Raw genomic sequence first — 26,637 nt, forward strand, 5'->3', positions numbered from 1 at the left:
AGGATGTGTAAAAAATAATGACATTAAATCAAATGATTGACCACACTATTTTAAAAGCAGACACAAAAGAAGAGGACGTTTTACAAATTATTGAAGAAGCTAAAAAATATGAATTCTTTTCTGTATGTATTAATCCTTGCTGGGTCGCCTTAGCAAAAGAACACTTAGCGGGAACATCTGTTGATGTTTGTACGGTAATCGGTTTTCCTTTAGGAGCTAATACATCAGAAGTAAAAGCATATGAAGCAACAGATGCAATCAATAATGGTGCGACAGAAGTCGACATGGTCATTAATATTGGTGCGCTGAAATCTAAGCAATACAAAAAAGTTCAAAAAGATATTCAAGCAGTTGTTGACGCAGCTAAAAGTAAAGCTTTAGTAAAAGTAATCATCGAGACAGCTTTACTTACAGATGTAGAAAAAATAAAAGCGTGTGAACTTGCTAAAGAAGCAGGTGCTGACTTCGTTAAAACATCAACTGGATTTTCAACTGCTGGAGCAACAATAGCAGATATTGAATTGATGCGTGAAACAGTTGGACCAGACATGGGCGTAAAAGCTTCAGGTGGTATTCATAATGAAGTACAAGCCAAAGCGATGATTGAAGCTGGTGCTACAAGAATTGGAACAAGCGCTGGTGTTGCAATTATGGAAGGTGCTACAGGAGCAGGGTATTAATCTAAAAAGAGAGTGGCGGACAAATGACAGCAAAACAAGAATGGTTAGTTATCGCAAATGATGCTTTAGCAAAAGCATATGTACCTTACTCTCACTTTCCAGTGGGGGCATGTCTAGTTACTAAAGAAGAAAAAATTTTTCAAGGCGTTAATATCGAAAATGCTTCATATGGCTTGACTAATTGTGCAGAACGGACAGCGATATTCAAAGCTGTTTCTGAAGGTGAACGAGAGTTTCAACATCTAGTTATTGTAGGAAATACACCTGGGCCAATCTCTCCGTGCGGTGCTTGCAGACAAGTGATGGCTGAATTTTGTGCGCCTGAAATGTCAGTTACCTTAGTGGGGGAGCATGGTGTGATTAAAGAGACGACTGTCGGCGAATTGTTGCCGTATGCATTTACGGAAAAAGACTTATGAGAACTAGCTGTACGAACCAAAGCGCTCAACAAATAGACAAAATGCCTTGATACACAAAGAAATTTTGAGTTGATGTTAAATAGTACAAGGCGAACGAAGAGAGACTTGTTTCAATTATTATCTTGTTTCATTCAGTCATCCGGCTGTTGAAAATATAAAACTATTTTAGGAGGCTTTACAGGAATGAAAAAAGCAAAATTATTTGGTTTTGGCTTAACTGCATTGGCATTAACACTTGCGTTAGCGGCATGTGGTGGAAGTAAAAAAGATTCAACAGATGGAAAATCAGCAAGTGGAGACGCCGATCATAGCGTTGTTATTGTTACTGACATCGGTGGGGTAGATGACCGATCATTCAACCAATCAGCTTGGGAAGGTTTACAAGCATGGGGGAAAGAACATGATTTGAAAAAAGGAGCAGACGGATTTGATTACATTCAATCAAACGATGCTTCAGAATATGTAACAAACATCGATACAGCAGTTTCTAACGGCTTTAAGACTGTTTTCGGTATTGGCTACTTACTAGCTGATTCTATCGGTACGGCAGCTGATACAAACGCGGATACGCAATTTGGTATCATTGATAGTGTTATTGAAGGCAAAGATAACGTGGTGTCTGCAACATTTAAAGATCAAGAAGCTGCATATTTAGCTGGTGTAGCAGCAGCACATACAACAAAAACAAATACTGTAGGATTCATCGGTGGTGAAGAAGGTGCGGTGATCGATCGTTTTGAAGCGGGCTTCCATCAAGGTGTAATCGATACAGCTAAAGAATTAGATAAAGAGATCAAAGTTCAGGTTGAATATGCTGCTTCATTTGGAGATCCAGCTAAAGGAAAAGCCTTAGCTGCATCTATGTATCAAAAAGGCGCTGACATTATTTACCATGCTGCAGGTGGTACAGGTCAAGGTGTTTTCCAAGAAGCAAAAGATTTAAATGAAACAGGCTCAAAAGATAAAGTTTGGGTTATCGGTGTAGATAGTGACCAAGATAAAGAGGGCGCATACAAGACAAAAGATGGTAAAGAAGACAACTTTACACTAACTTCAACTCTTAAAGGTGTAGGTGCAGCTGTACAAGATATCTCAAATCGTGCTTTGGAAGATAAATTCCCCGGCGGCGAACATTTGGTATATGGTTTGAAAGACGGCGGTGTTGATTTGACAAAAGGTTACTTGTCAGAAGAAGCACAAAAAGCTGTTGATACAGCAAAAGAAAAAATTATCGAGGGTGACATCAAAGCTCCAGAAGTACCAAAAGATGTAAAAGAGTAAGATTTTTTTAGCTTAGCGCTGCGACCGGCAGCGCTAAGGCTTTATTATGCCTTTAAAGAAGGAAAAAGACCCCCATAACTATTCATTTTCTTTCTTTAAGGGCCTAAGAGCTACTTTATTTTTAGAAATACCGTATTAATAGCTGATGCAAATGATTAAAACGTATAGGAAGTGAAAAATGTGGCTCAGGAAAATTATGTAATTGAGATGCGCAATATCACTAAGCAGTTCGGGGCATTTAAGGCCAATGATAATATCAACTTAACTGTCCGGCCTGGAGAAATCCATGCTTTGCTAGGGGAAAATGGCGCTGGAAAATCTACCTTGATGAATATTTTATCTGGTTTATTAGAACCAACATCAGGTGAAATATTGATGAATGGTTCTAAAGTGTCAATCAATGGACCAAATGCAGCAAATCGTTTAGGAATTGGAATGGTTCATCAACATTTTATGTTGGTAGATGCATTTACTGTAACTGAAAATATTATTTTAGGCAGTGAACCGACGAATGCTGGTGTATTGGATCGTAAAAAAGCAACAGCAGAGATCAAACGGGTTTCTGAACAATATGGTTTATCAGTCGTTCCGAATGCTTATATTCGTGACATATCTGTTGGTGCGCAACAACGTGTAGAAATTTTGAAAACGTTGTATCGCGGAGCGGATGTCTTGATTTTTGACGAGCCAACAGCTGTTTTGACACCTCAAGAAATCGATGAGCTGATGGAGATCATGCGTGGTCTTGTTCAAGAAGGTAAATCAATTATCTTAATCACACATAAATTGGATGAAATAAAAAAAGTAGCAGATCGCTGTACCGTTATTCGTCGTGGTCAAAGTATTGATACAGTAAATGTTAAAGATGTCTCTTCACAGCAATTAGCAGATATGATGGTCGGACGTTCTGTTTCATTTAAAACAGAAAAGAAAGTAGCAGAGCCAAAAGAGGTAGTTCTTTCAATTAAAGATTTAGTTGTAAAAGAAAGTCGTGGATTGGAAGCTGTCAAAAGCCTTAGTTTAGATGTTCGGGCAGGCGAGGTAGTCGGGATTGCTGGAATTGATGGTAATGGTCAAACAGAATTGATTCAAGCGCTCACTGGATTACGAAAAGCAGATAGCGGATCAGTAGAACTAAATGGAAAAGTGATTACGAATAATAATCCGCGCAAGATAACAGAAGCAGGTGTTGGTCATGTGCCGGAAGACCGCCACAAGTATGGGTTGATTTTGGATATGACATTAGCAGAAAATATTGCGTTACAAACCTATTATAAAAAACCGCTAAGTAAAAGTGGTGTCTTAAATTACAACCAAATCAATTCATACGCACGTAGATTAATTGATGAGTACGATGTAAGAACAGTGAATGAATTAGTTCCTGCTAAAGCACTATCAGGAGGAAATCAACAAAAAGCAATTATTGCTAGAGAAATTGATCGTAATCCAGATTTATTAATTGTTTCTCAACCAACACGAGGCTTAGACGTTGGTGCTATCGAGTATATTCATAAGCGTTTAATTGAACAACGTGATAAAGACAAGGCAGTATTAGTTGTCAGTTTCGAATTAGATGAAATTTTAAATGTTTCTGATCGCATTGCCGTGATTCATGCGGGAAAAATCGTCGGAATCGTTGACCCAAAAGAAACGACCGAAAATGAACTAGGCTTACTAATGGCTGGTTATTCATTAGAAGAAGCTAGAGCAGAATTAAGGCAAGAGGCAGGTGGGACAGTTGAATAATCGATCAGAAAGACTAAGGAATATTTTAGTTCCGATTTTATCCGTATTAATGGGCTTTATTCTTGGCGCAATTATTATGTTGATTTCAGGTCAGGATCCAGTTGCTGGCTATCAAGCAATGCTTAAGACTGCTTTCCAAAGCCCGAAAAGTATCGGAGAAATTTTTGTGACAGCAGGTCCTTTGATATTTACGGCATTAGGGTTTGCAGTAGCAAATTCAGCTGGATTCTTTAATATTGGGCTCTCGGGACAAGCGTTGTGTGGCTGGATAACAAGTATTTGGGTAGCACTTTCTATGCCTGATGCACCTCGTATGGTGGTTCTGCCCTTAGCAGTACTTGCTGGTGCTTTAGCGGGCGCCATGGCTGCTGCAATTCCAGGATTTTTGCGTGCTTTCTTTGGTACAAGTGAAGTAATCGTTACAATCATGCTCAACTATGTTTTTCTTTATACAAGCACGCATATTGTCAATAATGTGATGTCTAAGGATTTGATGACCAACAAAGGAGTTACAAAAGTAATTGGTGAAAATGCGAGTTTACGTACAAACTTCTTGAAAGAATTAAGTAGTGGATCGCGTTTGAATATAGGTATTTTTATGGCACTTATTTTCTTAGTTCTAATTTGGTTCCTTATGAAGAAGACGACCTTGGGTTATGAGATTCGGTCAGTTGGTTTGAATCCATTCGCTTCTGAATATGCTGGAATGAGCAGCAAACGAACAATTGTGATGTCCATGGTTATTTCAGGAACGTTAGCTGGCTTAGGAGGCGTAGTTCTTGGCTTAGGAACCTTTGGAAACTTTTTTGTTCAAGGTTCTTCCTTGAGTATCGGCTTTGACGGAATGGCAATCTCTTTATTGGGAGCAGGCAGTTCAGTAGGTATATTACTATCTGCGCTTCTCTTCAGTGTACTGAAGCTTGGCGGGCAAGGAATGCCTCTTCGTGCAGGTGTTCCGATTGAATTAGTCGACGTTGTAATTGCAGCAATCATTTTCTTTGTTGCAATCAGCTATCTTATCCGCTTTTTATTAGCAAAAGCCTCTGGTAGTAAAAAAGAAGTAGCGATTGTTGAAGAATTAGAAGGAAAAACAGATCCAACTAGTCAAGAAGGAGGAAAAATCTAATGGATATTGCATTAATCGCCGTATTGGCGCCGATTATTACACAAACTTTGGTTTATTCTACTCCTTTAGTTTTCACGGCTTTAGGTGGGACGTTTTCCGAGCGTAGTGGTATTGTAAATGTAGGGTTAGAAGGTATTATGGTTATGGGTGCTTTCAGCTCTGTTGTATTTAATTTAACGTTTGCGGGAACATTTGGTGCGGCAACGCCTTGGCTTGCTTGTTTAGTCGGTGGTGTGGTCGGAATGTTGTTTTCACTGCTTCATGCGGTTGCGACGATTAACTTAAGAGCAGATCATATTATTAGCGGAACAGTCGTCAATTTGATGGCACCAGCTTTAGGGATTTTCTTAATTAAAGTGATTTATGGAAAAGGTCAAACAGATACGATTACAGAATCATTTGGGTATTTTTCATTTCCTATTTTGAAAGATATCCCGATTTTAGGAGAACTGTTTTTCAAACAAACAACCTTACCCGCTTTTGTAGCAATACTAGTAGCGATTCTTTCGTGGTTTGTGTTGTTTAAAACCCGCTTTGGTTTACGTCTTCGAGCAGTAGGTGAAAATCCACAAGCCGCAGATACGTTGGGGATTAACGTTTATCTAATGCGTTATGCCGGTGTTTTGATCTCTGGATTTTTAGGCGGAATAGGCGGAGCAGTCTTTGCTCAAACGATTGCAGGACGTTTTGCGGTCACAACAATTGCCGGACAAGGATTTATTTCGATGGCAGCGATGATTTTTGGTAAATGGAATCCCCTAGGTGCGATGGGAGCCGCTTTGTTCTTCGGTTTTGCTCAAAACATCAGTATTGCTGGATCGAATTTGCCAGTCATTTCATCGATACCGGCAGTTTATTTACAAGCAGCACCATATGTTTTAACCATTATTGTTTTAGTCGTTTTCTTAGGAAAAGCTTCTGGACCAAAAGCAATTGGAAAAAATTATATCAAATCTAAATAAATATCGAGTATAAAAGGGCGGGGCTATGGGACGATTTCTGAAGTCATGCCCTTTTTATCAAATAGTAAGTAAAATAAGAAAGAAGGATGGTTATGTTTAAACGTGTGCATTTAGTTGTAATGGATTCAGTCGGTATAGGGGAAGCGCCTGATGCTGAAAAATTTGGCGATGTAGGTAGTGATACGTTAGGTCATATTGCGAAAGAAGCAGGGCTGACAATTCCTAATCTAGAAAATTTAGGTCTAGGTATGATCGCGCCTCTTCGTAACGTAGAAGCCGTCTCTGACCATAGAGGTTATGCAACAAAACTAGAAGAAATTTCTGTTGGTAAAGACACGATGACAGGACATTGGGAAATCATGGGATTGGATATTCAAAAACCTTTCCGCGTATTTCCAGATGGATTTCCAGAAGAGCTGTTAAAACAAATTGAAGAATTCTCAGGACGTAAAATTGTTTGTAACAAACCATACAGTGGTACGACAGTTCTTGATGATTATGGTAAGCATCAAATGGAAACGGGCGATTTGATTGTGTATACATCTGCTGACCCAGTGTTACAGATTGCAGCACATGAAGAAATCATTCCTTTGGAAGAGTTATACCGTATTTGTCAGTATGTTCGTGACATCACCAAAGATGAACCATATATGATTGGTCGTATCATTGCTCGTCCATATGTTGGTGAACCAGGAAACTTTACTAGAACAAGTAACCGCCACGATTATGCATTAGACCCATTCGGTCGTACCGTTCTTGATTCATTGAAAGATAATGGCAAAGAAGTCATTGCAGTTGGGAAAATCAATGACATTTTCAATGGTCAAGGAATGACAGATTTTGTTCGTACAAAAAGCAATATGGATGGTGTAGATCAACTGCTTAACGTGATGAAACGCGATTTTGAAGGATTAAGTTTTACTAACTTAGTTGATTTTGATGCGTTATATGGTCATCGTCGTGATGTAGTCGGTTATGCTCATGCAATCGAAGCCTTTGATTTAAGACTTCCTGAAATAATCGATGCAATGGAAGACGATGATTTACTTATGATTACAGCTGACCACGGAAATGATCCAACATTCCCTGGAACAGATCATACGAGAGAATATGTACCATTGTTAGTGTACAGTAAAAAAATGACTGGGCAAGGTAGTTTACCTCAAGGATATTACGCAGATATCTCAGCAACAATTGCGGAAAACTTTGCTGTTCCAAAAACAGAAAATGGCGAAAGTTTTTTAAATAAACTGGTATAGGAGAGAAATGATGACAAAATTAAGTGAGATGTTAAAAGAGACAACGGCATTTTTAAAAGAAAAAGGTGTTGGTGAAGTTGATTTTGGGTTAATTTTAGGTTCTGGTTTAGGCGAATTAGCGGATGAGGTAGAAAATCCTATTGCAATTCCCTTTTCAGAAGTACCTCATTTTGCAGTTTCAACAGTTGTTGGTCATGCGGGAAAGCTTGTTTATGGCACGCTTTCTGGTAAAAAAGTTTTGGCTATGCAGGGGCGTTTCCATTATTATGAAGGTCACTCGATGCAAAAAGTAACGTATCCGGTTCGCGTGATGGCGGCGATGGGTGCCCATTCAATCGTAGTCACAAACGCTGCAGGTGGTGTAAACGAAAACTTCACGCCAGGTAATTTGATGTTGATTACAGATCACATCAACTTCACTGGCGATAATCCATTGATCGGTGAAAATGACGAAGCGATGGGGCCACGTTTCCCGGATATGAGTCATGCTTATACACCAGCTTATTTTGAAATTGCTAAAAAAGTAGCAAAAGAACAAAATGTGCCTCTGAAAGAAGGTGTTTATATGGGGTATTCTGGCCCAACATATGAAACGCCAGCTGAAATCCGCATGTCTCGTGTGATGGGGGCTGATGCAGTTGGTATGTCGACTGTATCAGAGGTTATCGTTGCCGCGCATAGTGGATTGAACGTCTTAGGTATTTCCTGTATCACAAACTTAGCTGCTGGTATGCAAAGTAGCTTAAATCATGCGGAAGTTGTAGAAACAACAGAACGTGTTAAATCCCAATTTAAAGAACTGATTAAAGCAACATTAGCTGAACTATAAACGTTTTATTATAAAGGAGAAAAAATATGAGTATTCATATCGAAGCAAAACAAGGTGAAATCGCAGATAAAATTCTATTGCCAGGAGATCCGTTGCGTGCGAAATACATTGCTGAAACATTTTTAGAAAATCCTGTCTGCTACAATCAAGTAAGAGGAATGCTAGGTTATACAGGTACGTACAAAGGTGAACGAGTTTCTGTTCAAGGAACAGGGATGGGGATGCCTTCTGCAACAATCTATGCTCATGAGCTGATTAATTCTTATGGCGTGAAAAAAATGATTCGTGTTGGTACCTGTGGATCAATCTCTGAAAAAGTTCGTGTTAGAGATTTGGTAATCGCGCAAGCGGCAGCAACACCATCTTCAATGATCCGCAATGATTTTCCTAAATATGATTTCCCGCAAATTGCTGATTTTGATTTACTATTAAAATCCTACACAACAGCAAAAGAAAAAGGCTTCGTTACCCATGTTGGAAACGTCTTGTCTGATGATGTCTTTTATAAAGATAGCATGGATGACGTGTTTGAACTAGGTAAATTAGGAGTCTTGGCAATCGAAATGGAAGCAGCAGCACTTTATTATTTAGCTGCAAAATTTGATATACAAGCTTTGGCGATCATGACTGTTAGTGACAGTTTAGTAACAGGTGAAGAAACAACTGCTGAAGAACGTCAAACAACATTCAATGATATGATAGAAGTAGGATTGGAAACTGCGATTAATAGTTAGATAGTGAAACAGCTCCTGATTTCGATGGAGCTGTTTTTATACCACGATTTAATCAAGTGGAACCAAAGAGTTGTTTTTTTTGACACTCTTTTTTGATGGAGTATCATATAGTAGTGAGCCTAAATTGAACGGAGGAAGAAAAATTGGATAATTTTAGATTTTATGTACCGACAGATATTCGCTTTGGGAAAGGTCGCTTAGCTGATGAACTTACAGATGTGCTAAATATGTATGGAAAAAATGTACTTTTAGTTTATGGTGGCGGAAGTATCAAGAAAAATGGATTATACGATCAAGTAATTGATTTACTTGGAAACAATCAAAATAAAGTTGTTGAATTGAGTGGTGTAGAGCCTAACCCTCGTATCGAAACGGTTCGTCGTGGTGTAGCATTGTGTCGCGAAAATGATATTAATGTCATTTTGGCTGTTGGCGGTGGCTCAACGATCGATTGTTCTAAAGTGATTGCAGCAGGTTTTTACAGTGATGAAGATCCGTGGGAAGTTATAGTAGGACGCAAAGGATTCCAAGGTGAAGCTTTGCCGGTTGTTACGATCTTAACTTTAGCGGCAACAGGCAGTGAAATGAATAGTGGCGCTGTGATCACAAACTTAGCAACCAATCAAAAATTAGGTGTTGGGGGACCTGCGATGATGCCGAAAGTTTCATTTTTGGATCCGACTACGACATTTACTGTACCAGCATATCAAACAGCAGCAGGTTCTGCCGATATCTTAAGCCATTTATTTGAAAGTTATTTTAATATAACGGAAGGAACTGACGTACAAGACTTTATATCGGAAGGTCTGATGCGTGCTGTCATCAAAAATTGTCCAATTGCTCTTGCTACCCCTGACGATTATGATGCTCGTGCTAACTTGATGTGGTCAAGTAGTTTAGCATTGAATGGATTGACACGAAATGGTAAACACGGCGTTTGGTCATGTCATGCAATGGAACATGAACTAAGTGCCTTTTATGATATTACGCATGGAATTGGGTTGGCTATTTTAACACCACGTTGGATGGACTATGTACTTTCAGAACAAACCGTAACGAGATTTGCTCAGTTTGCCCATAATGTTTGGGGGATCGTAGAGACAGATCCGATGCTTGCAGCGGAAAAAGGCATTCAAGCAACCTACGATTTTTTCAAAGCGTGTGGCATTCCGATGACATTGCCCGCAGTTGGAATTGATGAGGAGAAATTTGGAGAAATGGCGAAACAAGCAGTAGCACACAGTACCATAAAAACAGATGCATTTGTTCCATTAGCTGAATCAGATGTTGAGGCGATTTATCAAGAATGTATGACAGAATCGAAGTTTGTATAGAAAATTAACTATAAAAGTCATTAACAAAAAAACAATGAGCGTGGGACAAAACGAAAGATTAGTTTTGTTTCACGCTCTAAATCCGAATAAACGGCGAGAAAAAAGCAGCGACTACGCTTCGGAAATAAGCTGAAATTGCTGTGAAACACAGCGAGGTACGAGCTGATGTAGAATAGTACCTACTTGGTCACAAAAATTTGACAAGCAATTTTCGTGAATGCCCTCTTATTTCTCGGAGCTAAACGCTTTTGTCTCGGCCTCATTGATTTTTACTATTATATCTTATAAAAAACAAAATAGGATACATCTCTAAGAGTAGAAACATTATCAATAGATAGTTTTCGTTGGTATCAGAGATGTATTTTTATAATGAAAATGTTTATTTTATTCCAAATTTTTGATTATTTTTGTGAATAAGAGAGAGGATAATAGAGGTTTTGTTTTTTTGAATGTTATTTTAACTAAAAATGATGCAAATTTTATTGTATAAAATATTAATAATCCATACATAAAAATCGTTATATTTCTTTGTTTTGATAATTTTTAAATATAATTGAATTTAAAAAATCAACAAGTTTTTGTCATTTTTATGTGTTATTATTTATTTAAGGGAGGGGGTAAGTGGATGAAGAAAAAAAATGGCTTGTTGGGGTAGGTATGTTATTTCTGTTGACTGTATCCGCATGTGGTTCTAAGGAACAAAAAGTTTCATATACGTTAAAACAAGATGATGAAAACGTGACGGTGCAAAATATGTACAAAGAGGATCAGCTATTAAAACAAACCGTTACAACAATTATTCAATATAAAACAATGGGTGTGGAAACAAAAGCTAAAGCAGAAAAGTTATTAGAACCAAGTAAGAATCTTTACTGTAACAAAAGTGGGATTAGCTACTCAATAGATTTCCAAAAAAGTCAAGCAGTCGAGACAATTGAGCTTGAGTTGGGGAAACTATCTGAAGAAGAAGTGAAGAGGTTACCATTACTTTCCTTACCGGAGGGCGACTTTGATTCTGCAAGTGAAAAAGTGAACGAAGAAAAATTAATTCAATTAGGATTCAAGAAGAAAAATTAGAATCCAAAAGGAGGAAGTATGAAAAAGAAACAAGTGATAAAAGGAATGTTGGTCGTAGGATTGATCGGAGCTGTTGGATTACAAGCACCTGCTGTATTAGCAGAAGAGCAGGAGAAAACTATTGGTTCCACAGAGTCCAGCGTGCAAAAAGCGATGGAAGAAACAACAACAGAATCCAGTAAGTCAAAGGACATAACCGAAGTAACCACGCAAGATGAGGTCACAACATCTGATACAACTGACAAGGTCAGTGAAACAATAGAAGCAGTTACAGGAACCTATGGAACGGTACCTTGGACATATGAAAAAGAAACGCAAACACTTGTTTTTGGGGAAGGAGAATTTCCACAAGAATCTATTCGTGATGCAATTGAGAAGTCTCTTCCAGAAAATAGCTTCATTAGCCATATAATTTTCACGAAACCTGTTCTAGCAGATAAAAATTCTAGTTTCTCATTTAGCCTTTTGGAAGAGTTGGAATCCATTAAAGGAGGCGAGTTATTCAATACAAGTAATGTAACCGATATGTCTAACATGTTCTATAAAAACTCTAAGTTGAGAACGGTGAACGTATCTCAGTGGGATACATCCAATGTAACTAATATGAGAGGAATGTTTGATTCAGCAGAGAGCTTGGTAGCACTAGATGTAAGTAAATGGAATACTAGCAATGTGACTGATATGTCTCGAATGTTCTTAAGAACAGAGGGTTTAGTCACGCTGGATGTGAGCAACTGGGATACTAGTAGAGTGACTAATATGCATAATATGTTTGCATTTATGTATAGAATAACAAAGTTAGATGTATCTCGATGGGATACAAGGAATGTAACAAATATGCAGGGTATGTTTATATCGTTATCCCGCTTAGAGATACTGGATGTGAGTAACTGGGATACAAGTAAGGTAAAATATATGAGGATGATGTTTAGAAACACCAAAGTTACAACATTAGATTTGAGTCAGTGGGATACATCTAATGTGGTTGATATGATTGATAGTCTAGATAAGACTTCTGTAGACACTCTGATTTTAGGAGAGCGTACTTTATTGAACAATTCCATTCGTCTTCCAGAGAAAAAAGACAATATATATACTGGGCAATGGGTACTGGTCTCCTCTGATACACAAAATAGTTATTCTAGCAGTGAAGATTTTATGACAAACTATGACGGAACGAAGCCAGGAAAGTATGTCCGTGAAAAAGTTGCAGATACTACAAAAGTCACTGGACTTCAATTAACCCCTGCTACGTTAGAATTAGCTATTTCGCAAGAAGCAAACATAATAGCTAATGTTACACCAGATAATGCAACAAATAAAAAAGTCAGCTATACAACTTCTGATGAGGCTGTGGCGACTGTTTCTGTTGATGGAGTAGTAAAAGCTGTGGGTAAAGGAACAGCTACTATTACGGGTGTAACAGAAGACGGTGGTTTCCAAGCGACAAGTACTGTAACCGTAACAGCTCCAAGTCATCTATTAATTGATTCTTTCTATTTAGGAATGGATGATTATGTCACTGGAGTTGTTGAAGCAGATTTAGCGGCCAGAAAAGTACAACTAGTTGTTAATGGAGAAGTTATCACGACAGCTCCAGTTTCTAGTGTTGGAAGCTTCGAGCTAGATACAGAAGGATCCATCACAAAAACTACAGATAAAGTAGAAGTTGTTGCACTAGATCGAAGAAACAATGAATTGGAAAGAAAAACAGTTAGTATAGAAGAGAAAGAATATAGCTTAACAGTTAATCCTTATATGAAGATACAAATGTTTCAGGACAAACAGATTATTTCCATACACATGTAGCTTTAGTAGTGAATGGTGAGGAAATAGAACGAAAACTATTAACATCAACGAGACAATTTAATTTTAGTGCTGAAGGATTGATTGAATATGCCGATGATGAAGTGGAAATAGTTGGCTATCGTTATGATGAAGAAATCACTCGTAAAGGTGTAACGATTCAAGAACCTGTCCTTGAAATGGATATAGCTGCTTATAAATTGAATGAACCTTACGTGACTGGAAGTGTGAAAGGGCAAGGGGCGAAATCTGTCCGTTTATATGTGAATAGAAGACGTCAACAAACTGCAAAAATAGCAGCAGATGGAACGTTTAGTTTACTGGGAGTTGCTATTTTATCTCCAACAGATAAAGTAGAGGTAGCAGTTCTAAATGATGCTGGATTGGAAATGAAACGCTTTGCTGTGAAAGTTACTAATTAGAGGAAGAATTTATAATATATTGCAAAAAATAAACAAACACTTCTAGTAGTTTAATACTGATTAGAAGTGTTTGTTTATTATAATATTACAAGTAGTATTTTTTAGCTACTGTTAAATCATCGTTTAATTCATAAACAAGTGGTTGGCCAGTTGGGATTTCAAGATCCATGATATCCTCATCTGAAATGCCTTCGATATGTTTTGCTAACGCACGTAAAGAGTTGCCGTGAGCAGCTACTAAGACCGTTTTGTTGTCCAGTAAAGCAGGAGCGATTTCGTCTTGCCAGAATGGTAACGCACGTTCAAGAGTAACTTTTAAGTTTTCTCCACCTGGAATATCCCGTTGGTCTAACATTGCATAACGACGATCGTTTGCTGCAGAGCCTTCATCAGTTGTTTCCATCAATGGAGGTAACGTATCATAAGAACGACGCCAGATGTGTACTTGGTCATCTCCATATTTTTCAGCCGTTTCTTTTTTGTTTAGACCTTGTAGTTTACCATAGTGACGTTCGTTTAAACGCCAAGATTTGATTTGAGGAACCCATAATTGATCTGAGTTTTCTAAAAGTAAGTTACATGTTTTGATCGCACGAGTTAATACAGAAGTATAAGCTACATCAAATTCAATTCCAGCTTCTTTGATTTTGCGTCCGCCTTCGATTGCTTCTTCAACACCTTGTGGTGCTAAATCTACGTCAGCCCAACCTGTAAATTGATTTAACGCATTCCATTCACTAAGTCCATGACGAGAAAATACTAATTTTGGCATGTATAGCTCTCCTTTGAGTTGTAGTTTCTGAAACTTTCATTTCCTTATCTATTGTACACCGTTTTAAAATGGATTTCCATTGTAAATTAGTAAAAAATACTAGGAATGCTAGCTCGCTTGGTTTGTCTATGCTAGAGTGGTTTAGAAGAAATGAAACAAAATAAGAAAAGAGTATAGCCGAAACAGCATACTCTTCTAGATAATTACGTCAATTACATTTTTATAACTCTTAGGAAAAGTTAGCAATATTCGTTTCAGATAAATTGATGTATTTATAGCAAGTGCCGACAGAAACATTGCACTTTGAAGAAATAAACTGGATGGTTTCTTTCTTTTCGTGATATAAGTGTCGTATTTTTTTAATAGTTTTTTTATCTATTTTGGGACGTCCACCAATTTTCCCTTTTTTACGAGCATTATTCAGTCCCACTAAAGTACGTTCTTTGATAAGATCGCATTCCATCATTGCTAGACTATTCATTAACTTGAAATAAATTTCTCCCATTGGATTGCGGGTATCAATCTCTTCCTCCAAGCTGACTAAATGAATGCCAGAGCCTTTAAACTTTTGCGTTAGTTCGGTCAGTTGTCGTGTGGAACGACCTAAACGATTTAAGCGACAAATAACTAAGGTATCGCCTGTCGCTAATCCGTTTAGGACAGTCTCAAGCTCAGAGATAAGCTGCCTATCATTTGTGACGTCAAAAGTTTCAGGATAGATCTCATCGCAACCGAAGTCAGATAAGATTTTGATCTGAGCGTCTAAATCATTATCAGTGATTGTGGTGCGTGCATAACCAATTGTTTTCATCGTTCGTCCTTTCTAGTGAAAAAATTAAGTAGGATACTAAAAATGTAGCATATAAACGATCAAAATGATAGCTGTTTCTTATCTTTTTCTAATGGTGTTCTTTCTTTTTAAATCTTATTCAACTATTCCTTTATTCTGGAACATGAATAGTTTTAGGTCCAGCTTCTCCACCAATGATAACGGTTGAAACGATTTGGAGAAATAAGCCATGTTCAACGACGCCGACTAAACGATCTAAATAAGACCCTAAAGCGATGGGATCTGCTATTTCTTTTAGATGAAGATCGATGATATAATGCCCGCCATCAGTAACCAAAGTTTTTCCAGTATCTGTTGTGCGTAAAGTAGGTGCGTAGCCCTTTTTTTCGAATAAACGAACGAGTTGTTGGCTGCCGTAAGGAATGACTTCGACAGGTAACGGAAATTTACCAAGTTTTTTTACAAGTTTTGAGTCATCGACAATCCAAATGCATTTTTTGGAATACGTCGCAACGATTTTTTCAAATAACAACGCAGCTCCACCACCTTTGATCCCGTGAAAATCTTCACTGATCTCATCAGCACCATCAATTGTTAAGTCGACGTAAGGAACCTCGTCAATTCCTTTCAGAGGAATACCTAACGCCAATGCTTGACGCTCAGTTTCTTTTGATGTGGTTACGCCAATGATGGATAATCCTTCTTTTTTTACGCGTCGACCAATTTCATCCACCATAAATTTTGCAGTAGATCCTGTACCTAGACCGACAATCATACCATCTTTTACATATTTTGCCGCTTCGATTCCTGCCATTTGTTTAAGATTCATTCCCTTGTTCGCCCCTTTCAAATAATCAAAGATATTGTACCGTTAAACGAAAAAAAAAGATAGAAAGATTTTGTGAAATTGTCATTTTTCTACTATAGTAAAGTGCAACAAAAATGAGGATACGAAAAAAAACTGTTTTTTATCAGAAAAAGGCGACAAGTAGTTGACAGACCCGTATTATCGTGCTATCCTAGCAAAGGTGCTTTATCTACAGGTCTCTCGTTGGAGACGTGCTGACTGTCTATCGAAGCATATTTGATAATGAGTGCAGAGATTGCATTATTTTTTATCGCTAAAAAAGAACCACCTGGATGTGTGGAACTAGATGCGAAATGAGGAAGGAGGAAACAAGGAATGCCTACAATTAATCAATTAGTACGTAAACCTCGTAAATCAAAGGTGGAGAAATCTAATTCACCAGCGTTGAACAAAGGATATAATAGCTTTAAGAAATCTCAAACGAACGTAAACTCACCACAAAAGCGTGGGGTTTGTACTCGTGTGGGAACAATGACACCTAAAAAACCTAACTCGGCTTTACGTAAATATGCCCGTGTTCGTTTGTCTAACTTAATCGAAGTAACAGCTTATATCCCAGGTATTGGTCACAACTTACAAGAACATAGCGTGGTACTATTACGCGGTGGACGTGTAAAAGATTTACCAGGGGTACGTTATCATATCGTACGTGGTGCGCTTGATACAGCTGGTGTTACAGATCGTAAACAAAGCCGCTCTAAATATGGTACTAAAATGCCTAAAGCTGCTAAATAATTTGACAATCACTAAGGTCTTATATAATAAAGAATTTTCGGAAGGAGGAGTTACGGATGCCACGTAAAGGTCCTGTTACAAAACGCGATGTTTTACCAGATCCAATTTATAACTCAAAATTAGTAACTCGCTTGATCAACCGTGTAATGGTTGATGGAAAACGCGGGATTGCTGCTAATATCATCTATAATTCATTTGATATCATCAAAGAATCTACAGGTAACGATCCATTGGAAGTTTTCGAGCAAGCAATGAAAAACGTTATGCCTGTACTAGAAGTAAAAGCTCGCCGTGTTGGGGGTTCTAACTACCAAGTACCAGTTGAAGTTCGTCCGGAACGTCGTACAACTTTGGGTTTACGTTGGGTTGTTAACTATGCTCGCCTGCGCGGTGAACATACAATGGAACAACGTCTAGCGAAAGAAATCATGGATGCTGCCAATAATACTGGTGCTTCTGTTAAAAAACGTGAAGACACACACAAAATGGCGGACGCTAACCGTGCGTTTGCACATTATCGTTGGTAAGATCCTCTCTGTATGTAATTTAACTTTACAACAGACAGTCACTTTACAATCGATTTAAATAAAGAGAGGAGAACAACCTAGAATGGCAAGAGAATTTTCGTTAGAAAACACTCGTAATATCGGTATTATGGCGCACGTTGATGCGGGTAAAACAACCACCACCGAGCGTATCCTTTATTATACTGGTAAAATCCATAAAATTGGTGAAACGCACGAAGGTGCATCACAAATGGACTGGATGGAACAAGAGCAAGAACGTGGTATTACCATCACATCTGCTGCAACAACTGCAGAGTGGAAAGGTTACCGAGTAAATATCATCGATACACCAGGGCACGTGGATTTCACTATTGAAGTTCAGCGTTCACTACGTGTATTGGATGGTGCTGTAACCGTTCTTGATTCACAGTCAGGTGTGGAACCTCAAACTGAAACAGTTTGGCGTCAAGCAACTGAATATAAAGTTCCACGTGTCGTTTTCTGTAATAAAATGGATAAAATCGGTGCGGATTTCTTATACTCTGTAAACTCATTACATGATCGTTTACAAGCAAATGCACATCCAATCCAATTACCAATTGGTGCAGAAGATAGCTTTACAGGAATCATCGATTTAATTACGATGAAAGCTGAAATCTATACAAATGACTTAGGTACAGACATTCAAGAAACTGAAATTCCAGAAGAATATATGGATCAAGCAGTTGAATGGCGTGAAAAATTAGTTGAAGCTGTTGCTGAAACGGATGAAGACTTAATGATGAAATATCTTGATGGTGAAGAAATTACAAATGAAGAATTAAAAGCGGGTATCCGCCAAGCAACGATTAACGTTGAATTCTTCCCAGTAATGGCTGGTTCAGCTTTCAAAAACAAAGGTGTTCAATTAATGCTTGATGCAGTTCTTGATTACTTACCATCACCACTTGATATCGATGCAATCAAAGGGATTGACGTTAAAACAGACGAAGAAACAACTCGTCCTGCTGACGACGAAGCACCTTTTTCATCATTAGCATTTAAAGTTATGACAGATCCATTCGTTGGTCGTCTAACATTCTTCCGTGTCTATTCTGGTGTCCTTGAAAGTGGTTCATACGTATTGAACGCTTCTAAAGACAAAAAGGAACGTATCGGTCGTATTTTACAAATGCACGCGAACACACGTAAAGAGATTGACAAAGTGTTCTCAGGAGATATCGCTGCCGCTGTTGGATTGAAAGATACAACAACTGGTGATACTTTATGTGCGGTAGATTCTCCAGTTATTCTTGAATCAATTGAGTTCCCAGAACCAGTTATCCAAGTGGCTGTTGAACCTAAATCAAAAGCTGACCAAGATAAAATGGGTATTGCTTTGCAAAAACTTGCAGAAGAAGATCCATCATTCCGCGTTGAAACAAATGTTGAAACGGGTGAAACAGTTATCTCTGGTATGGGTGAGTTGCACTTAGACGTATTAGTAGACCGTATGAGACGTGAGTTCAAGGTTGAAGCAAACGTTGGTGCGCCACAAGTATCATATCGTGAAACTTTCCGTGCTCCTGTTACTCAGGCAGAAGGTAAGTTTGTACGTCAGTCTGGTGGTAAAGGTCAATACGGACATGTCTGGGTTGAATTTACACCAAACGAAGAAGGTAAAGGTTTTGAATTTGAAAATGCTATCGTCGGTGGTGTGGTTCCACGTGAATACATCCCAGCGGTTGAAAAAGGCTTGGCAGAATCTATGAACAATGGTGTTCTTGCTGGATATCCATTAGTTGATATTAAGGCAAAACTTTACGATGGTTCATACCATGATGTCGATTCAAATGAAACAGCCTTCCGTGTAGCTGCTTCTATGGCGCTACGTGCGGCTTCTAAAAAGGCTAATCCAGTTATCTTAGAACCAATGATGAAAGTAACGATCACTGTACCAGAAGATTACTTAGGTGATATCATGGGACACGTTACAAGTCGTCGTGGACGTGTTGAAGGTATGGAAGCACACGGGAACTCACAAATCGTTAACGCGATGGTGCCTCTAGCTGAAATGTTCGGTTACGCGACAACATTACGTTCAGCAACACAAGGTCGCGGTACGTTTATGATGGTCTTTGACCACTATGAAGATGTACCAAAATCTGTACAAGAAGAAATCATCAAGAAAAATGGCGGAAACAACGCATAATAGTTAATAAATAAGTCTTTGCTTATTTATGACTAGGATTTTCTAACGATTTCGGTTAAACTAATTAAAGATGATCAGGTAGTTGTAAACTATCTATCAAATAAAATAAAATTCATATATTTTAGGAGGAACATTTAAAATGGCTAAAGAAAAATTTGACCGTTCTAAACCCCATGTAAACATTGGTACTATTGGACACGTTGACCATGGTAAAACTACATTAACTGCTGCAATTGCAACTGTGTTAGCTAAACACGGTGGCGGAGATGCTGCATCATACGCTGATATCGATAACGCTCCAGAAGAAAAAGAACGTGGTATCACAATCAACACTTCTCACATCGAGTACGAAACTGATATTCGTCACTATGCCCACGTGGATTGCCCAGGACACGCGGATTACGTTAAAAACATGATCACTGGAGCTGCACAAATGGATGGAGCTATCTTAGTAGTATCAGCTGCTGATGGTCCTATGCCTCAAACTCGTGAGCACATCTTGTTATCACGTAACGTTGGTGTACCATACATCGTTGTTTTCTTAAACAAAATGGATATGGTAGATGACGAAGAATTATTAGAATTAGTAGAAATGGAAGTTCGTGACCTATTATCAGAATACGATTTCCCAGGTGACGACACTCCTGTTATCGCTGGTTCTGCTTTGAAAGCTTTAGAAGGCGACGCTTCATACGAAGAAAAAATCATGGAATTGATGACTGCAGTTGATGAGTATATTCCAACGCCAACTCGTGATACTGACAAACCATTCATGATGCCTGTCGAAGACGTATTCTCAATCACTGGACGTGGTACTGTTGCTACAGGTCGTGTTGAACGTGGAGAAGTTCGCGTTGGTGACGAAATCGAAATCGTTGGTATTAAAGAAGATACTGCTAAAACAACAGTTACTGGTGTTGAAATGTTCCGTAAATTGTTAGACTACGCTGAAGCTGGCGATAACATCGGTGCTTTATTACGTGGTGTAGCCCGTGAAGATATCGAGCGTGGACAAGTATTGGCAAAACCTGCTTCAATCACTCCACATACAAAATTTAAAGCTGAAGTTTATGTTTTATCAAAAGAAGAAGGCGGACGTCACACACCATTCTTCACTAACTACCGTCCTCAGTTCTACTTCCGTACAACTGACGTAACTGGTGTAGTTGAATTACCAGAAGGTACTGAAATGGTAATGCCTGGTGATAACGTTGCAATGGACGTGGAATTAATCCACCCAATCGCTATCGAAGACGGAACTCGTTTCTCTATTCGTGAAGGCGGACGTACTGTTGGTTCAGGCGTTGTTTCTGAAATCACTAAATAATTTAAATTTAACGATTTAATATAAAGTAATAGAACCGACGTAAAAAATCGGGGTATTCGGACGTAAGCCGAAGGGATTTCCCTTCGGCTTTTTTTGACTTTTTGAATAAAACCATGATTCTTGCAATATGTCTCGCTGATTTAGCCTTGTAAAAAAAACTGCGAATGTTCATAATGGTAGTAATTTTTCGAAAAATCAAAGGGATCGCCTGTATTTGTGAAATAAATTTCCTCTACTTGTAGCATCGGCGAACCTTCCGGTAACCCCAAATACGCTGATATTTCTCCTTTAGTTTTGTGTACACTTAAATATTTATCGGAAAATCCTATGTGAATATTTAACCCTTTTTCTAAATAATTGAATATTGACCCTTCTGCAATAGATTCGTTTAAAAATGTAACAACACTCATCTTATAATAAGATTCTTCTAAACATAAAATTTGACCACGAATCGATTGGATACGCTTTACCATGTAAACATCATCATCAAGAGCGCAGTGCAAATTATTCGACACTTCTTCCGTTGCTTTGACGACAGTTACACTGAGTACTTTTGAGATGACATCAAAATAGGTCAAATCTCCAGAAAAACCTTGATTTTCTAATAGAGTGATATATCCCTTGCGCTTTCTTCGGCGTACAAAAATACCGCTACCTTGAACTTGATAAATGACGCTACGCGATTCTAAAACTTTTAATGTTTGCAAAATTGTATTTTTACTCACTTTGTACTCCGCAACTAATTCGTTAACGCTAGGTAATTTTGTTCCTTGAGGGAGATTTTTGTTTTGTATTTTCTTTTCAATTTGTTGTGCGACTTCTTGGTATTTCAGCATGACTTCCTCCAATAAAGATTTTCTAGTTTGATATATCAATCAAATTTTAAAAGGTTATCTAGTTTAGTGTATCAGTAAACTAGTATTTGTAAATAAAAAAACGTTGACAAATTGTTTGGCTACATTTATGTTATACCCATACAATAAAAATGTAAATCTATTATTAAAAAAGGGAGTTTTTATATTGAGTGGAAAAGTTAGGGATTATTCCAAATTGGCAAGTGATATTTTGACTATTGTGAAAGCGGATAACGTTATAAATGTTGCACGTTGCGCCACGCGCCTGAGGCTTGTGTTGAGAACAAGTACACCTGAGATGAAGGAACAGTTATCTCAATTAACCGGTGTGATTACTGCGGTTGAATCTGGCGGGCAGATGCAAATTGTTATTGGTACTCACGTTGGAGAAGTCTATGATGCTTTTATCAAGCTTGGAGAAATGGAAAATCTCTCAAGTAATGATGCACCGAAAGGATCAGTTTTAAATAGACTTGTTGCAACAATGTCAGCCGTTTTTGCCCCGTTTATATATGTTTTAGCAGCAGCGGGGATTTTACAGGGAATACTAATTTTATTAAATTTAGCTTTTCCTGATTTTGCAGAAACAGGGACCTATCAAGTATTTAGCTTTATTTCTTGGGCTCCGTTTACATTTTTACCCATTTTTATTGCGGTAACTGCCTCTCGCCATTTTAAGTCAAATATGTATATAGCTATTGCTTGTTGTGCAGCGTTAGTATCACCTACTTGGGCTGAGATGGCAGGTACAATAGCTTCTGGTGAAGCAATTACATTCTTTTCTATTCCTCTATCTGAGACGGTTTATACTTCTTCTGTTTTGCCACCGCTTATTTTGGTTTGGCTGCTATCTTATCTAGAGCACTTTATTGAAAAAAGAATTCCGAGTGTGGTTCGTTCATTACTGGTACCGTTGATTTGTTTAGTAGTAATGGTACCTCTGACGATTTTGATTATTGGGCCGATTTCATCTGGAGCGGCAACTGGAATTGCAAATGGGTATAACTTTCTAGCGGAAAATGTACCATTTTTAGCTGCAGGCATTATTGGTAGTGTGTGGCAAGTAATTGTAATTTTCGGTGTTCACTGGGGCGTAACACCAATGGTTTTGGCTAATTTTGATATGTATGGTCGTGACTCTTTTCAAGCGTTCCAAACGATTGCAGTAATTGCACAAGTTGGAGCTGCCCTCGCTGTCTTTTTGAAATCACGAAACAAAGACATGAAGGGAGTTTCTTTATCAGCATTTATTACAGGTATTTTTGGGATTACAGAACCAGCAATTTATGGGGTTACTCTCCGATTGAAAAAACCATTTATTTATGGCTGTATTTCTGGAGGAATTGGCGCTATTGTAGCCAGTTTCTTCCATCCTTTCTATTATGCTTATGCTGGTTTGCCAGGTATTTTAACAACGGTTAATGCGATTAATGCGGATAACCCAAGTTCATTTATTGGAATCGTAGTTGGTTCATTGATTGCTTTAATAGGTCCGGTTATCCTAGTACAAATTTTTGGTACAGGTGAAACGGTTAAGGATGACCAAGAATTAAATGAAGAAATAGCAAATGGTGAATCTATAAAAGTAGTAGATGGATCAAAAAATCCATTATTAGCTCCGTTAGCAGGTGATTTTTTACCGTTGAATCAAGTTTCGGATGAAGTGTTTGCTAGTGGTGCTATGGGAAATGGAATTGCAATTAAACCGAGTGATAATAAAGTTTATGCGCCATTTTCTGGAGTAGTTAGTGCTGTTTTTGACTCAAAACATGCCGTTGGATTAACGTCTAAGGAAGGTGTAGAATTGTTAATCCATATTGGCTTGGATACAGTGAATATGCATGGGGAAGGCTTTGATTGTTTTGTGAAGCAAGATCAAGAGGTTCAAGCTGGGGATTTACTACTAAGTTTTGATGCAGAAAAAATTGAAGCTGCTGGATACCCAACTACAACAATTATTGTAGTGCCTAATAGTAATGAATTGAGTGGGATGTCGATTACGAAAAAAACGAAAATCGAACGCAACGATATAATACTGGAATTTAAATAAAAATAATTAAATAATTGGAGGAATACAGAGATGGTACAGAAAAATTTCTTATGGGGTGGCGCTCTAGCTGCTCATCAATTTGAAGGTGGATGGGATGCAGATGGTAAAGGACCAAGTGTTATTGATGTGATGACCGCAGGGGAACATGGGGTTGCTAGAGAAATTACAGAAATAATTGAAACAGATAAATTTTATCCCAATCACGTTGCAATTGACTTTTATCATGAATACAAGAAAGATATTGCGTTGTTTGCGGAAATGGGTTTGAAGTGCTTACGTACCTCAATCGCTTGGACAAGAATTTTTCCCAAAGGAGATGAGGTCGAGCCGAATGAAGCGGGTCTAAAATTTTATGATGATGTTTTCGATGAACTATTGAAAAATGGTATTGAACCAGTCATCACATTGTCACACTTTGAAATGCCTTTACATTTAGCGCGCGAGTATGGTGGCTTTCGTAATCGTAAAGTCATTGATTTCTTTGCTAAATTTGCCAAAGTCGTTTTTGAGCGTTACCAGGATAAAGTGAAGTATTGGATGACTTTCAACGAAATTAATAATCAAATGGATGTCAATAATCCCATATTTTTATGGACGAATTCAGGAGTTTTGGTTGAAGAAGGTGAAAATGCCAAAGAAGTGATGTACCAAGTTGCGCATAACGAACTGGTTGCTAGTGCTAAAGCTGTGATGATTGGTAAAGAGATTAATCCTGGTTTTCAAATTGGCTGTATGGTCTCTCATGTGCCGATCTATCCATATTCGTGTAATCCAGCTGATATTATGGCAGCTGAAGAAGCAAATCGCCAAAGATTTTTCTTTGCGGATGTACATGTCCGTGGGAAATATCCAAATTACGCGTTAAAAGAATTTGAAAGAGAAGGTTATAATATTGATATTCGCTTAGAAGATTTAGCCGTTTTAAAAGCAGGTGTAGTTGATTACGTTGGTTTCAGTTACTATATGTCAACGGTAGTGAAAGCAGATGCTAAAAATGATATAGACAACAATATAGTTAACGGTGGATTAGCTAATGGCGTCGACAATCCATACATCCAATCCACAGATTGGGGGTGGGCGATTGACCCAGAAGGACTACGTTTTACGTTGAACCGGTTATATGATCGTTATCAAGTACCGTTGTTTATTGTAGAAAATGGTTTTGGCGCAATTGATGAGTTGGAAAATGGAGAAGTGCATGATGCACCTAGAGTTGAGTATCTAAGTAAGCACATTGAAGCGCTAGAAAAAGCGGTAGATTATGATGGTGTAGAACTTTTAGGCTATACGCCTTGGGGAATTATTGATTTAGTATCATTTACGACAGGTGAGATGAAAAAACGCTATGGCATGATTTATGTTGATCGTGATAACGAAGGAAAGGGTACGATGCAACGCTATAAAAAAGATTCATTCAATTGGTATCGTCAAGTAATTAAAAATAATGGATTGGCATAACTAACTTTAAATATCTACCTATATCAAAAACACCTTGAATCACTTGGTGATTCAAGGTGTTTTTGATAAGGAAAATGATTATCTAGTAGCTAATGATGGAAAAAGAATCTGGGAAGTTCGACATAAAAATAGTAGAAAATTATTTTTATAGTTAAAAACAATTGTGTACATTTGAAAATGGAAGAAGCACTTACTTAGTTTTTTTGAGAAAGAATAATGAAAAAATACGATTATCATGAAAAAAACCTTGCTATTACTATACTTCTGTAATATAATTACAAAGGTGCTATTTACAGAAGTGTAAAAGCATTGGTAAATCAAGCTTTTGATCTACCGGCTAAGAAACGAGAGGTTGCGACACGCCCGGGCGCTTTGCCACGAACGAGCGTGACGGAAAAATTTTCGTGGAGCTATGTCTACTTTCAAAATAGGCGAAGGAGGGAACAAGATGGCAAAACAAAAAATTCGTATCCGTTTAAAAGCGTATGAACACCGTATTTTGGATCAATCAGCGGATAAAATTGTGGAAACAGCAAAAAGAACTGGAGCTGACGTGTCAGGACCAATTCCATTACCAACAGAACGCTCACTTTACACAGTTATTCGTGCGACTCATAAATACAAAGACTCACGCGAACAATTCGAAATGCGTACGCACAAACGTCTAATCGACATTGTGAACCCAACACCAAAAACAGTTGATGCTTTAATGAAGCTTGACTTACCATCTGGTGTGAATATTGAAATCAAACTATAAAATCAAGACAATGGAGGTGTACTCATGACCAAAGGAATCTTAGGGAAAAAAGTGGGAATGACACAAATCTTTACTGAGTCTGGTGAATTAATTCCAGTAACAGTAGTTGAAGCTACGCCAAACGTAGTTTTACAAGTGAAAACTGTTGAAACTGACGGATACGAAGCTATCCAAATCGGTTACCAAGACAAACGTGAAGTTTTATCGAACAAACCTGCGAAAGGTCATGTTGCAAAAGCAAACACGGCTCCTAAGCGCTTCATTAAGGAATTCAAAAATGTTGAGCTAGGAGAATATGAAGTAGGTAAAGAAATTAAGGTAGATGTTTTCCAAGCAGGAGACATTATTGATGTTACAGGAACTTCGAAAGGTAAAGGATTCCAAGGCGTTATCAAACGTCACGGACAAAGCCGCGGACCAATGAGCCACGGATCTCGTTACCACCGTCGTCCTGGGTCAATGGGTCCAGTTGCACCTAACCGTGTATTTAAAAATAAAAAACTTGCCGGCCGTATGGGTGGTAACCGCGTAACAATTCAAAACCTTGAAATTGTTAAAGTGGACGCTGAAAGAAATGTAATCATGATTAAAGGGAACATTCCTGGAGCGAAAAAATCATTAATCACAATCAAATCAGCTGTGAAAGCTAAATAA

The 26,637-nt window shown here is 38.1% G+C and carries 25 protein-coding genes; 21 read left to right on the forward strand and 4 right to left on the reverse strand.

The genetic code is table 11. The annotated features are described in order from the left end of the window. Positions 1–17: 17 nt before the first annotated feature. The 13 genes from deoC (at position 18) to AC4BBR_RS01875 (ending at position 13,675) form a co-directional block, all read left to right on the forward strand. The gene (deoC, locus tag AC4BBR_RS01815) at positions 18–680 is read left to right on the forward strand and encodes a deoxyribose-phosphate aldolase (protein WP_490460904.1); all 663 of its coding nucleotides are present in this window, start codon (positions 18–20) and stop codon (positions 678–680) included. A 23-nt stretch (positions 681–703) separates the two neighbouring features. Continuing rightward, on the forward strand, positions 704–1,099 hold the full coding sequence (locus AC4BBR_RS01820; protein WP_490460905.1) for a cytidine deaminase: 396 nt from the start codon (positions 704–706) through the stop codon (positions 1,097–1,099). 183 nt (positions 1,100–1,282) lie between these two features. Next, entirely contained in the window at positions 1,283–2,380 is a 1,098-nt protein-coding gene (locus tag AC4BBR_RS01825; RefSeq protein ID WP_490460906.1) for a BMP family lipoprotein, read from the forward strand. A 180-nt stretch (positions 2,381–2,560) separates the two neighbouring features. Next, on the forward strand, positions 2,561–4,126 hold the full coding sequence (locus tag AC4BBR_RS01830) for an ABC transporter ATP-binding protein (protein ID WP_490460907.1): 1,566 nt from the start codon (positions 2,561–2,563) through the stop codon (positions 4,124–4,126). After that, on the forward strand, positions 4,119–5,252 hold the full coding sequence (locus tag AC4BBR_RS01835; protein ID WP_490460908.1) for an ABC transporter permease: 1,134 nt from the start codon (positions 4,119–4,121) through the stop codon (positions 5,250–5,252). The genes AC4BBR_RS01830 and AC4BBR_RS01835 overlap by 8 nt, the downstream gene beginning before the upstream one ends. After that, the gene (locus AC4BBR_RS01840) at positions 5,252–6,214 is read left to right on the forward strand and encodes an ABC transporter permease (RefSeq protein ID WP_490460909.1); all 963 of its coding nucleotides are present in this window, start codon (positions 5,252–5,254) and stop codon (positions 6,212–6,214) included. Before AC4BBR_RS01835 ends, AC4BBR_RS01840 begins: the two co-directional genes overlap by 1 nt. A 92-nt stretch (positions 6,215–6,306) precedes the next feature. Further along, on the forward strand, positions 6,307–7,473 hold the full coding sequence (gene deoB / locus AC4BBR_RS01845) for a phosphopentomutase (protein ID WP_490460910.1): 1,167 nt from the start codon (positions 6,307–6,309) through the stop codon (positions 7,471–7,473). 10 nt (positions 7,474–7,483) lie between these two features. Further along, positions 7,484–8,302 (forward strand): purine-nucleoside phosphorylase, encoded by an 819-nt coding sequence (locus tag AC4BBR_RS01850; RefSeq protein ID WP_490460911.1) that lies wholly within the window; start codon positions 7,484–7,486, stop codon positions 8,300–8,302. Between the two features lie 26 nt (positions 8,303–8,328). Further along, positions 8,329–9,036, forward strand: coding sequence for a purine-nucleoside phosphorylase (gene deoD / locus AC4BBR_RS01855; protein ID WP_490460912.1), 708 nt, complete (start codon positions 8,329–8,331; stop codon positions 9,034–9,036). A gap of 143 nt (positions 9,037–9,179) precedes the next feature. Beyond that, on the forward strand, positions 9,180–10,370 hold the full coding sequence (locus tag AC4BBR_RS01860; protein WP_490460913.1) for an iron-containing alcohol dehydrogenase: 1,191 nt from the start codon (positions 9,180–9,182) through the stop codon (positions 10,368–10,370). A 621-nt stretch (positions 10,371–10,991) separates the two neighbouring features. Then, the gene (locus tag AC4BBR_RS01865) at positions 10,992–11,447 is read left to right on the forward strand and encodes a DUF1307 domain-containing protein (protein WP_490460914.1); all 456 of its coding nucleotides are present in this window, start codon (positions 10,992–10,994) and stop codon (positions 11,445–11,447) included. 18 nt (positions 11,448–11,465) lie between these two features. Continuing rightward, a complete protein-coding gene (locus AC4BBR_RS01870) occupies positions 11,466–13,256 on the forward strand; it encodes a BspA family leucine-rich repeat surface protein (protein ID WP_490460915.1) in 1,791 nt (596 codons plus the stop codon). Between the two features lie 8 nt (positions 13,257–13,264). Beyond that, the gene (locus tag AC4BBR_RS01875) at positions 13,265–13,675 is read left to right on the forward strand and encodes an immunoglobulin-like domain-containing protein (protein WP_490460916.1); all 411 of its coding nucleotides are present in this window, start codon (positions 13,265–13,267) and stop codon (positions 13,673–13,675) included. A gap of 85 nt (positions 13,676–13,760) precedes the next feature. Here the strand turns inward: AC4BBR_RS01875 and gpmA are convergent, their stop codons facing one another. The 3 genes from gpmA to rpiA form a co-directional block, all read right to left on the reverse strand. Then, on the reverse strand, positions 13,761–14,447 hold the full coding sequence (gene gpmA / locus AC4BBR_RS01880; RefSeq protein WP_490460917.1) for a 2,3-diphosphoglycerate-dependent phosphoglycerate mutase: 687 nt from the start codon (positions 14,445–14,447) through the stop codon (positions 13,761–13,763). A 229-nt stretch (positions 14,448–14,676) separates the two neighbouring features. Then, positions 14,677–15,258: a recombinase family protein gene (locus AC4BBR_RS01885; RefSeq protein WP_490460918.1), complete on the reverse strand. Its 582-nt coding sequence runs from the start codon at positions 15,256–15,258 to the stop codon at positions 14,677–14,679. A 130-nt stretch (positions 15,259–15,388) separates the two neighbouring features. Further along, entirely contained in the window at positions 15,389–16,066 is a 678-nt protein-coding gene (gene rpiA, locus AC4BBR_RS01890; protein ID WP_490460919.1) for a ribose-5-phosphate isomerase RpiA, read from the reverse strand. Between the two features lie 354 nt (positions 16,067–16,420). Between rpiA and rpsL the strand changes: the two genes are divergently transcribed. From rpsL to tuf, 4 genes are all read left to right on the forward strand, one after another. Continuing rightward, positions 16,421–16,840: a 30S ribosomal protein S12 gene (rpsL, locus tag AC4BBR_RS01895; protein WP_010761696.1), complete on the forward strand. Its 420-nt coding sequence runs from the start codon at positions 16,421–16,423 to the stop codon at positions 16,838–16,840. A gap of 56 nt (positions 16,841–16,896) precedes the next feature. Beyond that, complete coding sequence (gene rpsG / locus AC4BBR_RS01900; RefSeq protein ID WP_010761695.1) at positions 16,897–17,367, forward strand: 30S ribosomal protein S7; 471 nt, start codon at positions 16,897–16,899, stop codon at positions 17,365–17,367. 82 nt (positions 17,368–17,449) lie between these two features. After that, positions 17,450–19,537 carry an elongation factor G gene (gene fusA, locus AC4BBR_RS01905; protein ID WP_490460920.1) on the forward strand — a complete coding sequence of 696 codons (2,088 nt, stop codon included), beginning with the start codon at positions 17,450–17,452 and terminating at the stop codon, positions 19,535–19,537. 139 nt (positions 19,538–19,676) lie between these two features. Continuing rightward, positions 19,677–20,864: an elongation factor Tu gene (gene tuf / locus AC4BBR_RS01910; protein ID WP_069645950.1), complete on the forward strand. Its 1,188-nt coding sequence runs from the start codon at positions 19,677–19,679 to the stop codon at positions 20,862–20,864. A gap of 140 nt (positions 20,865–21,004) precedes the next feature. Here tuf and AC4BBR_RS01915 read toward each other — a convergent pair whose 3' ends face one another. Next, positions 21,005–21,700 carry a GntR family transcriptional regulator gene (locus AC4BBR_RS01915; protein WP_490460921.1) on the reverse strand — a complete coding sequence of 232 codons (696 nt, stop codon included), beginning with the start codon at positions 21,698–21,700 and terminating at the stop codon, positions 21,005–21,007. A 184-nt stretch (positions 21,701–21,884) separates the two neighbouring features. Between AC4BBR_RS01915 and AC4BBR_RS01920 the strand changes: the two genes are divergently transcribed. The 4 genes from AC4BBR_RS01920 to rplC all read left to right on the forward strand — a co-directional run bounded on the left by AC4BBR_RS01920 (position 21,885) and on the right by rplC (position 26,637). Beyond that, entirely contained in the window at positions 21,885–23,768 is a 1,884-nt protein-coding gene (locus tag AC4BBR_RS01920) for a beta-glucoside-specific PTS transporter subunit IIABC (protein ID WP_490460922.1), read from the forward strand. 30 nt (positions 23,769–23,798) lie between these two features. Next, positions 23,799–25,226, forward strand: coding sequence for a 6-phospho-beta-glucosidase (locus AC4BBR_RS01925; protein WP_490460923.1), 1,428 nt, complete (start codon positions 23,799–23,801; stop codon positions 25,224–25,226). 448 nt (positions 25,227–25,674) lie between these two features. Next, entirely contained in the window at positions 25,675–25,983 is a 309-nt protein-coding gene (gene rpsJ / locus AC4BBR_RS01930; RefSeq protein ID WP_002389727.1) for a 30S ribosomal protein S10, read from the forward strand. A 24-nt stretch (positions 25,984–26,007) separates the two neighbouring features. After that, positions 26,008–26,637 carry a 50S ribosomal protein L3 gene (rplC, locus tag AC4BBR_RS01935; RefSeq protein ID WP_010761690.1) on the forward strand — a complete coding sequence of 210 codons (630 nt, stop codon included), beginning with the start codon at positions 26,008–26,010 and terminating at the stop codon, positions 26,635–26,637.

Source organism: Enterococcus sp. AMC1251 (assembly GCF_058216535.1).